An 11,001-nucleotide genomic window follows, 5' to 3' on the forward strand; every position below is an offset into this window, starting at 1 on the left:
GCTCCGACGCCGCCAGCAGGGCCGCGGCGCTCGCCGCCCCCACGCCCTGTCCCACCAGGGGGAAATAGCGGGCCGAGCGGGTGATGTCCTCAGGATCAAAGCCCTTGATCTCCCCCACCGGAATCCGCGTCAGAAACTGGGTCGCCACCCGCAGATAGCGCCATTGCCGGCCGATCATGGCCCTTCGCTCCGGGCCAGCACCTCGGCCAGGGTGGCGCCTTCGTTCAACAGGGCGCAGGCGCCGCGCAGCAGGGGCAGGGCCATCAGTCCGCCCGTGCCCTCGCCCAGGCGCAGGCCGAGATCGAGCAGGGGGTGGGCGCCCAGGGCGCGAAGGGCCACGTCGTGACCGGGCTCCGCCGAGCGGTGGGCGAAGATGCAGACCTCGCGGGCGGCCGGCGACAGCCGCACGGCGGCCAGGGCCGCGGCGGTGCAGATGAAGCCGTCGATCACCACCGGCCGCCGCGCGGCGGCCGCGCCCAGCACCGCCCCGGCCATCATGGCGATCTCCAGGCCTGCGAAGGCGCGCAGCACCGCATGCGCCTCCGAGGCGTCCGTGCGGGCGGCGGCCGCGGCCAGGACCGTCCGCTTGCGCGCCATTCCCGCCGCATCGTGACCGGCGCCTGGACCGATGCACTCGGCCAGGGGCGCAGGCGCCAGGCGATGGATGATCAGGGCGGCCGAGGCGCTGTTGCCGATGCCCATCTCTCCCAGCAGCAGGATGTCGGCGTCGCCGTCCGCCGCCAGGGCGGCGCCGTGGGCCAGGGCCTCATCCACCTCCGCAGCGCTCAGGGCGTCTTCCCGGGCGGCGTTGCGCGAGCCTTTGCGGACCTTGCGCGCGATCAGGTCGGGATGCGGCGCAAGGTCGGCGGCGACGCCGGCGTCGATCACCCGCACCTGGGCGCCGACGGCCCGCGCCAGGGTGTTGGCGCTGGCGCCCTGGTCCAGCAGGGTGGCGACCATGGCCTTCGTCACCGCCGAGGGATAGGCCGAGACCCCCTCCGCATTCAGCCCGTGGTCGCCGGCGAACACCATCAGCACCGCTTGATCGGCGCAGGGGTGGTCGCGGCCCTGGATGAGGGCCAACTCCACGGCCAGGTCTTCCAGCCGCCCAAGGGCGCCGGGGGGCTTGGCCTTGGCGTCCAGACGGGCGCGCAGAGCCGGTTCGGCCCCACGGTCGAGGGGCGGGAGGGGCGGCAGGCTCATAGGGGCGATCCGGCGATACGGGCGAGGGCGGGAATGTCGAGACAGGCGGCCAGGGCCTCGGCCAGTTCATCCAGGGCGGCGTCCACCCGTACGGCGTGGTCCTCCGCCCGCGTGCGGACCCCCAGGGGCGCCAGGAGGGCGGCCCGCGCCGAGGCGGCGTCAAAGAGGCCATGGACATAGGCGCCGGCCACCCGTCCGTCGGCCGTGACCGCACCGTCGGTCGCGCCATCGGCGAGGCGAAGGAGCGGCCTTTGCAGGGCGGGGCCGGTGGTGCGGCCCATATGGATCTCATAGCCGGTGAAGGCCGCGCCCCCTTCGGCCAGGACGCCGGCGGCGGGGCGGGTGATCTTCTCGCCGGACAGGACGGTCTCCATGTCCAGCAGGCCGAGCCCGGCGGCTTCGCCGGGGGGACCTTCCAGGCCTTGCGGATCGGCGATGCGCCGGCCCAGCATCTGGAAGCCGCCGCAGACGCCCAGCACGCGGCCGCCCTGGCGCACATGGGCCAGAAGGTCGATGTCCCATCCCTCGGCGCGCATCAGGGCCAGGTCGGCCAGGGTGGCCTTGGACCCGGGCAGGATGATCAGGTCGGCCCCGGCCGGCAGGGGCGTCCCGGGGGGCACGAAGGCCAGGTCCACTTCGGGCTCGGCGCGCAAGGGGTCAAAGTCATCGAAATTGGCGATGCTCCGCAGCAGGGGAACGACGATACGGCGGCGCCCGGAGGCCGCGGCGAGGCCGCTCTCCAGCACCACGGCGTCTTCGGCCGGCAGCCGGCGGGCCGCCGCCAGCCAGGGCGCCATGCCGAGGTCGGCCCAGCCCGTGCGACGGACGATCTCGGCCCGTCCCTCGGTGAACAGGGCCGGGTCGCCGCGGAACTTGTTGATCAGGAAGCCCGCCACCATGGCGCGGTCGGCGGCGTCCAGCACCGCATGGGCGCCGACCAGGGCGGCGATGACATGGCCCCGGTCGATATCCCCCACCAGGACCACGGGAACCTGGGCGGCTCTGGCGAAGCCCATATTGGCGATGTCGCCGGCCCGCAGATTGATCTCCGCCGGGCTGCCGGCGCCTTCCACCAGCACCAGATCGGCCTGGGCGCGCAGGTGCTCGAAGCTCTCCAGGACGACGGGCAGCAGCTCGGCCTTGCGGGCCTGATAGGGGGCCGCCCGCCAGTGGCCCTCCACCCGGCCGCGCACCACAAGCTGGGCGCCCTGGTCGGAGTGCGGCTTCAGCAGGACGGGGTTCATGTGGACGCTGGGGGGCAGGCGACAGGCCGTCGCCTGCAACGCCTGGGCGCGGCCGATCTCGCCGCCGTCGGCGGCGACCGCGGCGTTGTTGGACATATTCTGCGGCTTGAAGGGCGCCACCTTCAGTCCGCGATTGGTGAACAGGCGGCAGAGACCCGCCACCAGCACCGACTTGCCCACGTCCGAGCCGCAGCCCTGGATCATCAAAGCGGCCATAGAAGCCCTCCCAGGGCGAGAGCCAGGGCCAGCAGGCCCAGCACGCGCTCATAGAGCCGCAGGCCCCGGGCCAGGTCCTGGGAGGAGGGGGGCGGCCCCTCCCCGAACACCGGCCGTTCCGCAAGCTCGCCGTCATAGGTCGCAGGCCCGCCCAGGCGCACGGCCAGGGCGCCGGCCATGGCGGCCTCGGGCCAGCCGGCGTTGGGGGAGGCGTGCCGGGGGGCGTCGCGCAGCATGATCCTCCAGCCGCCCCCGCCCGCCAGGGCGATCAGGCCTCCGCTCAGTCGGGCGGGGATCAGGTTGACCAGATCATCGGTGCGCGCCGCGGCCCAGCCGAAGGCGCGCCAGCGAGGCTCCCGGTGGCCGATCATGCTGTCGGCGGTGTTGATAGCCTTGTAGGCGAACAGCCCCGGCAGGCCGGCGACCAGGAACCAGAAGAGGGGGGCGACCACCCCGTCGCTGAGGCTTTCGGCCAGGCTTTCTAGGGCCGCGGCGGCCACCTCGTCCGGCGTGAGATCGGCCGTGTCGCGCCCAACGATCCGCCCCACCGCCTCGCGGGCGCCGGCGAGGTCGGCGGCCTGCAGGCGGGCCGCCACCGCCTGCACATGATCCCACAGGCTGCGCGCCGCGAGGCCCAGGGCGCCGGCCAGTACGATCAGCAGGACGCCCCCCGGCAGGACCCGGGCGAGCGCCTCCACCGCCATGCCCGCAGCGACGGCCAGGCCGACCACGATCAGCAGGGTCAGGACGCCGAGGACCCGTCGCGCGGCCTCGCCGAAACGCGGCGAGTTGAGACGCCCCTCCAGCCCGCCAATCAGCCCGCCGATCCAGGCCACCGGATGGGGCAGTCTTGCGTGCAGCCGGTGGGGATAGCCCACAGCGCCTTCGACCATGGCGGCGGCGAGCACGATCCACGGGTGCGGCGTCAGGAAGGGGGGGCTCCAGGGATCAGCCAAGGCGGCGCACCACCTCCACGGAAACCCCGCCCGCGCCCTGGGACAGGACGGCTTCGACCCCATAGGCCTGCGCCAGGACCTGCGGCGCCAGGGCCTGGCCGGGCGGCCCGTCGGCGAGGATGCGGCCCTGGTGCAGGACGATGATCCGGTCGGCGGCGCGGGCGGCCAGCGTCAGGTCGTGGATGGTCACCACAATCCCGCGGCCGTCGCCCGCCAGGCGGCGGAAGAGCTGCAGGGCGTCCAGCTGATGGCCGGGATCGAGCCCGGCCAGGGGCTCGTCGGCCAGCAGCCACTGAGGATCCCCGGCCAGGGCGCGCGCGATCAGCACCCGGGCGCGCTCCCCGCCGGACAGGGTGGGGACGAGCCGCCCGGCGAAGGCCTCCACGCCCGTGAGGCGCATGGCGTCATCCACTGCGGCCGCGTCCTCGTCCCCCAGGCCCGAGGCGCCGAGATAGGGAGTTCGGCCCAGGCCCACCAGGGTGCGGACATCCACCGCCCAGGCGACTTCCGGCGACTGCTCCAGAAAGGCCAGTTTCCGCGCCCGCTGGCGGATGTTCATGGCCAGAATGGCCTCGCCGGCCAATCGGACCTGGCCTGTGGCGGGCCGGCGCAGCCCGGCCAGACAGGCCAGCAGGGTGGACTTGCCCGCCCCATTGGGGCCGACGATGGCGGTCACCTGACCCGGCGCGAGCTCAAGGGACAATTCGTTCAGTATGGGGCGTCCGGCCAGGCGAACGCACAGGTCTGCAGCCGACAGGCTCATCACGCCATCCTCCGCCGCAGGGTCATGAGCAGGCCGAAGAAGAAGGGTCCGCCCAGGGCGGCCATGGCCACCCCCAGCTTCAGCTCCACGGCGGTGGGCAGCAGGCGCACCAGGATGTCGGCGGCCAGCACCAGCACGGCGCCGCCCACCGCACTGGCGGCCAGCAGGGCGCCGGGCCGGGAGCCGAGGAAGGGCCGCAGAAGATGCGGCACCACCAGGCCCACAAACCCGATCACTCCTGTAGCGGCTACGCTGGCGCCGCAGCTGAGCGCCACGCCGAGGGCCAGGGTCCAGCGGGTCAGGCCCATAGGAATCCCCAGCGAGCGGGCGCCGGTCTCCCCCAGGGTCAGGGCGTCCAGGGCGCGGGCGGTGGAGAGCAGCAGAACAAGGCCCGCCGCGATCAGGGGCAGGGCGAACTGCACCTCGTTCATGCTGCGGTCCGTCAGCGAACCCATGAGCCAGTTGACGATCTCGCTCACCGCCCAGGGATTGGGCGCGAGGTTGAGCGCCAGGGAGACGCCGGCGCTGGCGACGGTGTTCAGGATCACGCCGGCCAGGATGAAGGTCACGGTGGTGGAGGCCTGACCGGAAATGACCATCAGCAGCAGCACGCCGGCCAGGGCGCCGGCCATGGCCGCCGAGGCCATCACCCAGGTCTCGGCCGCGCCCTTTCCCAAATAGAGGGTCATCACCGCCCCGAGGGCCGCCATGGCCGACACCCCCAGTATGCCGGGATCGGCCAGGGGGTTGCGCGTATAGCCCTGCAGGGCTGCGCCGGACATGCCCAGGGCCGCCCCCACCGCCGCCGCCAGAAGGGTGCGGGGCAGGCGAAGCTCAAAGATGATGGTCCATCGGGGATCGGAGGTGTCGAGCCAGGCGCTCCAGGGCGTGGCCACGCGCCCGGTCATCAGGCTGATCACCACCAACAGAAGGGTCAGGACCGCCAGGGCGGCGATCAGTCCCCGGCGGGGCCAGGGCGACAGCGGCGTCATGTCCTTCGCCTCCGGGCGTCCTGGCGGGCCTGGGCCAGGACCTGGGCGGTTTCGATCAGGACCGGCCCGCCGCAGTTCATCAGGCGGCGGGGGAAGACGGCGCGGTGCATGCGGTGGGCGACGGACTTCAGCGCCGGGTGAGCGACGACCCGGTCGGCCCAGTTGGGCTCATCCCGACGGATGACGCCCGCCAGCAGGACGTCAGGGGGATCGGCCAGGACGCGTTCCAGCGGCACATTGCTGGTCATCTTCAGGCCATAGCGGGCCGCGGCGTTCTCAAATCCTGTTCGGGTCAGCATCTCGTCCACCAGGGTGCCGGGCGCCGAGGCGAAGCCGTTGGACTGGAAGACCAGCGCCGACAAAGGCCGCTCTCCCGGCGGCGGGGCGGCGGCGGCGATGGCGGCCTCGATGCGCCGGGCCAGGGCTTCGCCGCGGTCGGGGTGGTGGACGAGCCGGGCCATCCAGCGCACCTGTTCCAGGCTCTGGTCGATGGTGGCGGGCACGCCGAACAACTCCGCCCGCACCCCCAGGCGACGCAGGGTCGAGCGGGTGGCCGGCGCGGAATGTCGCCCGCTCAGCACCATGTCCGGCGAGAGAGCGACGATCTCCTCGGCCGTGGCGTGGGTGATCGGGAAGGTCCTGGCGAGCTCGGCGATGCTGGAGCTGTCGGCGTCGCGGGAATAGTGGGACAGGGCCGCGATCTGGCTGCGGTCAGCCACATGGACCAGAATCACGTCCAGGCAGGGATTGAGCGAGACGATGCGGCGCGGCCGCTCGGCCGGCGCGACCAGCTCATTGGTGGGATCGATCCGGCTCTCCCGGGGCGCGGCCGCGGCGACCCCTAAGGACGCCAGGCCCGTCGCCACCGCCCTGCGGGTGGTCTCCATCAGAAGTCGATCCCGCGCTGCGCCTTCACCCCGGCCTCGAAGGGATGTTTCTCCAGCCGCATCTCGGTGACCAGATCGGCCACGGCCAGCAGTTCGGGCTTGGCGTTGCGCCCGGTGATGCAGACGTGCTTGTCCGGCGGCCGCCGGACGAGGCCTTCCACCACCTTGTGGATGTCCAGATAGTCGTAGCGCAGGGCGATGTTCAGCTCGTCCAGGATCACCAGGCTGAGCTCGGGATCAGCGATCATGTCCAGGGAGCGCGCCCAGGCGGCCTCGGCGGCGGCGACGTCGCGGGCCCGGTCCTGGGTGTCCCAGGTGAAGCCCTCGCCCATGACCTCATAGCGCACCTGATCGGGGAAGCGGCTGAAGAACTGCCGCTCGCCCGTCACCCACTTGCCCTTGATGTACTGGACGACGCCCACCTTCTGGCCCCAGCCCAGGGCGCGGGCGGCCATGCCGAAGGCCGCCGTGGACTTGCCCTTGCCGTCGCCGGTGTGAACCAGCAGCAGGCCACGCTCCTCGGTCTTGGTGCTCATCAGCGCCTCGCGCTCGGCTTTCAGCGCCTTCATGGCTTCGGCGTGGCGCTGGTTGGTCTCGGCCTCATCGGGCTTGGACATGGAAGCTGATCCTTCTCAAAGCTGGGCCAGGGCGGCGGCCAGGCGTTTCCACTGGCCAGGCGCCGGGAGGCCGAAACGTAGCAGGGCGGGGTCGTGGTCGAAGGGCCGGGTGAGCACGCCCTGGCGCGCCAGAATCTCGAACCTTCGCGCCGCGTCGGGACTGCGGGTGAGGCGAAAGAGGCTGGTTCCGCCGACCACCTGGAAACCGTGCGGGGTCAACAGGCTGTCCAGCCGGGCGGCGGCCCGGGCCAGGCGGGCGCGAGCGCGGGCGGCGAAGGCCTGGTCGGCATAGGCGGCCGCGCCGATGGCCAGGGCCTGGGCGCTGACCGGCCAATCCCCCGTCAGCCGCCGGGCGCGAAGGGCGACCTCCGGTTCGGCGATCAGGAAACCCAGACGCAGGCCCGGCAGGCCGTAGAACTTGCCGAAGGAGCGCAGGACGATGGTCCGTGGCAGGTCAAGGCCCGCCAGACTCAGCGCCGGCATGGTCTCGATAAAGGACTCATCGACGATCAGCCAGCGGCGACCATCGGCCAGGGTTGCGGCCTCGCAGATGGCTCCGTCGGGGTTGTTGGGATGAACGATCACCGCGGCCTTGGCCTCGGTTCGGCCCAGGCGGGCCAAGGGAACCTCCGCCACCTCCGCGCCCGCCGCCCGCCAGGCTTCGGCATGGCCGGAATAGGTGGGCGAACCGATGGCCACGGTGGGCGCGCCCGTCAGCAGGGGCAGGAGGCGCAGGGCGGCATCGGCGCCCGCCAGGGCCACCACCCGCTGGGGCGGCGATCCGAAGGCCCGGCCCGCCACGGCTTCGAGTTCGGCCAGGGCCTCCGGCGCCGGCAGGCGCCGCAGGTCCCCCTGCGGCGCCCGGCCGGTCGGCCAGGGATAGGGGCTGATCCCCGTGGAGAGGTCCAGCCACGGCTCAGGGGCGTCGGGGAACGCCGCCCGGGCCGTGGCCAGACGCCCGCCGTGACGGCGGAAGGTCGCCGTCGCCTTATCCATCAGAACCTGGCCCGCAGGCCCAGATAGGCCGCGCGTCCCGGAGCGCCGTAGTTGCGCGTGGTCTCATAGATCTCGTCGGTCAGGTTCTCGATCCGGCCATAGACCGAGAAGGTCTCATTGATCGGATAGGCGGTCCGCAGATCCACCAGGGTGTAGCTCTCCAGCTTGTTGGTGTTGGCGGCGTTGTCGAAGGCCTCGCCCACATGGCGCACCACCACGGCCGACTGGGCCCCGAACCACTCCCAGCCGAGGCTGAGATTGGCCTGATGCTCCGGCCGCCGCGCCAGTCGGCGGCCAAAATTGGCGCTGCCCGCCACATCGTTCTGCGCCTTGGTCCAGGTGTAGTTGGCCTGAAGGTCCAGCGGACCCAGAAGGGCGCCGGCGCTCACCTCCACCCCTTCGGCCTTGGTGCGGGCGGTGTTGTCGTAATAGCCCGACCGGCGCACGCCCGCGCGATAGCAGAGGGGCGCGGCCGCCGGCGTCACCGAGGCGGGGCAGGACACATAGTCGATCTGGTTTGTGGTCTGGCGCGCATAGTAGGTCACCGACACACGCACGGCGCCGTCCAGCAACTGCTGCTCGACGCCGGCGTCCCAGCTGTCGGCGTCCTCTGCCCGCAGGGCCGTGTTCCCGTACTCGCTGTAGAGCTGGTAAAGAGTCGGCGCCTTGAAGCCCTGGCCGAAGCTGGCCCGCAGCACCGTGGCCCCCTCGTTGAGCGACCAGGCGACCGCGGCCTGCCCCAGGGTGCGATCGCCGAAGGTGTCGTGATCGTCGCGTCTCAGCCCGGCCGTCAGGCTGAGGCCCGGGGCGACCGGGCCCTGCACCTGGGCGTAGAGGCTGTCGATCCGCGCTTCGCCCCGAATGGGCGTGGGATTGGGGGTGAAGGCCGTGGGGGACGCCGAGCGCATCTCCGCGTCCTCCCGCTCGGCGCCGAAGGTGGCGATCCAGGCGGGCGTCAGGTCCAGCACGCCCTGGTACTCATAGCGGCGGTTTTCCCCCTGGGCGTCGAAGGTCACGGGGGTGTTGGCCTGGGTCGGATTGAACTGGTCGCGATCGGTGCGCGTGTAGCCATAGGCGAGACGGTTGCGCAGCCGCCCGTCCAGCAGGCCGAAGTTCAGGCCGCCATAGGTGACCAGATCGACCGTCCGGCCGTAGTCGGGGGTGTCGTTGAAGGTGTAGGCGGGTGGGGGAAATCCGTCGAATTCGTTACGCCCGCGGGAATAGACCGCCCGCAGATCAAGCGACACTGCGTCGCTGAGTTGGGCGTTCACCCGGCCGCTGAAGCCCGTATTGCGATAGCCATCGTCCTCCTGTCCGAAGCGGTAGGCCGAGACGCCGTCGGTGGTGAAGTGGCTGGCCGCCACCCGCCAACTCAGGCGCTCGCTGGCGCCGCCCACGCCGGCGCGGAGATAGCCGGTGTTCATCGCGCCGCCCTCCACGTCGAAGCTGGCGGCGAAGGGGGCCGAGGGTTGGGCGGTGATCAGGTTCACCACCCCGCCGATGGCCTGGCTGCCCCAAAGGGTGGACTGGGCGCCGCGCAGCACCTCGATCCGGGCGATGTCGCCGGTCAGCAGATTGCCGAAGTTGTAGCCCCCGCCGGCCTGAGAGGGGTCGTTCAGCTTCACGCCATCCACCACGACAACCGTCTGGTCGCTCTCCGCGCCCCGGATGCGCAGGGTGGTGACCTGGCCTGGCCCGCCGTTGCGCGACACCGTCACGCCTGGGGTTTGCACCAGCAGGTCGGCCACGGAGATGGCCTGACTGGCCTCGATGGCGGGGCGGGAAAGCACGGTCACCTGCTGGCCCACCTGATCGGCGGGCGTCAGGGTGCGGGTGGCGGTGACCACCAGGGTCTCCACCGCATTGGCGACCTCGCGTGAGGCGATGTCGGCGGTGGCGCCGGCCTCTTCGGCGTGGGCGGCGGTGGAGGCGAAGGCGACGGCGCAAGCCGTCGAGAGCAGCAGTCGTTTCATCGGGTCCTGTCCCCAGTCTGTCGACGAGCCGCGCAGCACCGCGAACGCCGCGGTGACCCATCGGCGCCCGCCGCCCTGCGGCGGCCCCATGCTGTCGTCTCTCGGGAAGACCCGTTCACTCGGCGCACCCCGGCCGGGCGAAGAACGACCGCGACAGGCAGGTCTCCTGGCTCGCGGGTCATCACCATTTGCGCGCCGCCTTCCCAGACCGAGGTCCAGTGGCTAATGGCGCGCAGGCTCGCCGCTTACAGTTGCGGGGGCAGCCCAGGTGTCACACCTGAGTTCCCTTTTCATCCCCTTCCGGGGAACCTGTCGCAGCTCGGCTATTATACGCTGCACGCCGGGCGTCAACTCTCGCCCAGCGTCAACCGCAAGGAGAGATCGCCGTGGCGATGGTGCTGGTGCTGGGCGGCGCCCGTTCGGGCAAGACCCGCTGGGCGCAGGAGGCGGCCATGGCCCAGGCCGCCAAGGCGGGCCGGGCGCCGCTGATGATCGCCACGGCCACCGCGCTCGACGAGGAGATGGCCGAGCGGATCGCCCGTCACCAGGCCGACCGGGGCGCAGACTGGCGCACGGTGGAGGCGCCCCTGGAGCTGGCCGCCGCCGTCCGCAGCCTGGAGGCGCAGGACGTGGCGGTGGTCGACTGTCTCACCCTCTGGCTCAGCAATCTGATGCTGGCCGACAAACCGGTGGAGCCTGCCGCGGGCGAGCTGTTGGCGGCCTGCTCGGCCTCCGCGGCCAGCCTCTTTCTGGTGTCCAACGAGGTCGGCCTGGGCATCGTCCCCGACAACCCCCTGGCCCGGCGCTTCCGCGACGCGGCCGGCCGGCTTCACCAGCAGATCGCCGCCCAGGCCCAGCAGGTGGTCTTCCTGGCCGCCGGCCTGCCCCTGACCTTGAAATAGGTCACCAGCGGGGACGCCACAGGGCCGCGCCGCCCAGCAGGAGGGCGAGGCTGGCCAGGATCCAGGGCAGGGGCGTCTGGGGGCCGGCCGATGGCGGCGGCGCCGGCGGTGCGAGGCGGAACTCCTCCATCAGCAGCCCCTGCAGGGGCGGAGAGGCCGGCGGCGGCGCAGCGGCGCCGGCGGGCGGCGTGGCGGTCTGCGAGCCCGGCGCGCGCAGGTCGGGCCGCTCTGAGGGGGCGCCAGGGGCGGGCG

The 11,001-nt window shown here is 72.3% G+C and carries 11 protein-coding genes, 1 pseudogene and 1 riboswitch; of the genes and pseudogenes, 1 reads left to right on the top strand and 11 read right to left on the bottom strand.

The features are described 5' to 3' along the window. From V7D28_RS10380 to V7D28_RS10425, 10 genes are all read right to left on the bottom strand, one after another. Positions 1 to 178, bottom strand: a 178-nt coding sequence (locus V7D28_RS10380; RefSeq protein ID WP_333587322.1) for an adenosylcobinamide-GDP ribazoletransferase, incomplete at its 3' end; no start/stop codon positions are given. Then, the gene (cobT, locus tag V7D28_RS10385) at positions 175 to 1,203 is read right to left on the bottom strand and encodes a nicotinate-nucleotide--dimethylbenzimidazole phosphoribosyltransferase (RefSeq protein WP_333587313.1); all 1,029 of its coding nucleotides are present in this window, start codon (positions 1,201 to 1,203) and stop codon (positions 175 to 177) included. The genes V7D28_RS10380 and cobT, both read right to left, overlap by 4 nt. Further along, positions 1,200 to 2,663, bottom strand: coding sequence for a cobyric acid synthase (locus V7D28_RS10390; protein WP_333587314.1), 1,464 nt, complete (start codon positions 2,661 to 2,663; stop codon positions 1,200 to 1,202). Before V7D28_RS10390 ends, cobT begins: the two co-directional genes overlap by 4 nt. Then, a complete protein-coding gene (cbiB, locus tag V7D28_RS10395) occupies positions 2,651 to 3,619 on the bottom strand; it encodes an adenosylcobinamide-phosphate synthase CbiB (RefSeq protein WP_333587315.1) in 969 nt (322 codons plus the stop codon). The genes V7D28_RS10390 and cbiB overlap by 13 nt, the downstream gene beginning before the upstream one ends. Beyond that, complete coding sequence (locus V7D28_RS10400) at positions 3,612 to 4,382, bottom strand: ABC transporter ATP-binding protein (protein WP_333587316.1); 771 nt, start codon at positions 4,380 to 4,382, stop codon at positions 3,612 to 3,614. Before V7D28_RS10400 ends, cbiB begins: the two co-directional genes overlap by 8 nt. Next, a complete protein-coding gene (locus V7D28_RS10405; RefSeq protein WP_333587317.1) occupies positions 4,382 to 5,374 on the bottom strand; it encodes a FecCD family ABC transporter permease in 993 nt (330 codons plus the stop codon). Before V7D28_RS10405 ends, V7D28_RS10400 begins: the two co-directional genes overlap by 1 nt. Beyond that, the gene (locus V7D28_RS10410; RefSeq protein ID WP_333587318.1) at positions 5,371 to 6,261 is read right to left on the bottom strand and encodes an ABC transporter substrate-binding protein; all 891 of its coding nucleotides are present in this window, start codon (positions 6,259 to 6,261) and stop codon (positions 5,371 to 5,373) included. Before V7D28_RS10410 ends, V7D28_RS10405 begins: the two co-directional genes overlap by 4 nt. Further along, the gene (gene cobO, locus V7D28_RS10415) at positions 6,261 to 6,878 is read right to left on the bottom strand and encodes a cob(I)yrinic acid a,c-diamide adenosyltransferase (protein ID WP_333587319.1); all 618 of its coding nucleotides are present in this window, start codon (positions 6,876 to 6,878) and stop codon (positions 6,261 to 6,263) included. Before cobO ends, V7D28_RS10410 begins: the two co-directional genes overlap by 1 nt. 15 nt (positions 6,879 to 6,893) lie before the next feature. Then, positions 6,894 to 7,874 (bottom strand): threonine-phosphate decarboxylase CobD, encoded by a 981-nt coding sequence (gene cobD, locus V7D28_RS10420; protein WP_333587320.1) that lies wholly within the window; start codon positions 7,872 to 7,874, stop codon positions 6,894 to 6,896. Continuing rightward, positions 7,874 to 9,847, bottom strand: a complete 1,974-nt coding sequence (locus V7D28_RS10425) for a TonB-dependent receptor plug domain-containing protein (protein WP_333587321.1) — start codon at positions 9,845 to 9,847, stop codon at positions 7,874 to 7,876. Before V7D28_RS10425 ends, cobD begins: the two co-directional genes overlap by 1 nt. Positions 9,848 to 9,986: 139 nt before the next feature. Beyond that, positions 9,987 to 10,175, bottom strand: a riboswitch (cobalamin riboswitch). A 64-nt stretch (positions 10,176 to 10,239) separates the two neighbouring features. Here V7D28_RS10425 and cobU point away from each other — a divergent pair. Continuing rightward, positions 10,240 to 10,749: a bifunctional adenosylcobinamide kinase/adenosylcobinamide-phosphate guanylyltransferase gene (gene cobU, locus V7D28_RS10430; RefSeq protein ID WP_333587323.1), complete on the top strand. Its 510-nt coding sequence runs from the start codon at positions 10,240 to 10,242 to the stop codon at positions 10,747 to 10,749. A gap of 1 nt (position 10,750) precedes the next feature. On the opposite strand, the pseudogene V7D28_RS10435 reads toward cobU, so the two are convergent. After that, a pseudogene (locus tag V7D28_RS10435) lies at positions 10,751 to 11,001 on the bottom strand (hypothetical protein); the annotation flags it as partial.

The sequence above is a fragment of the Phenylobacterium sp. genome (assembly GCF_036723115.1).
In the GTDB taxonomy this organism is placed as follows: domain Bacteria; phylum Pseudomonadota; class Alphaproteobacteria; order Caulobacterales; family Caulobacteraceae; genus Phenylobacterium.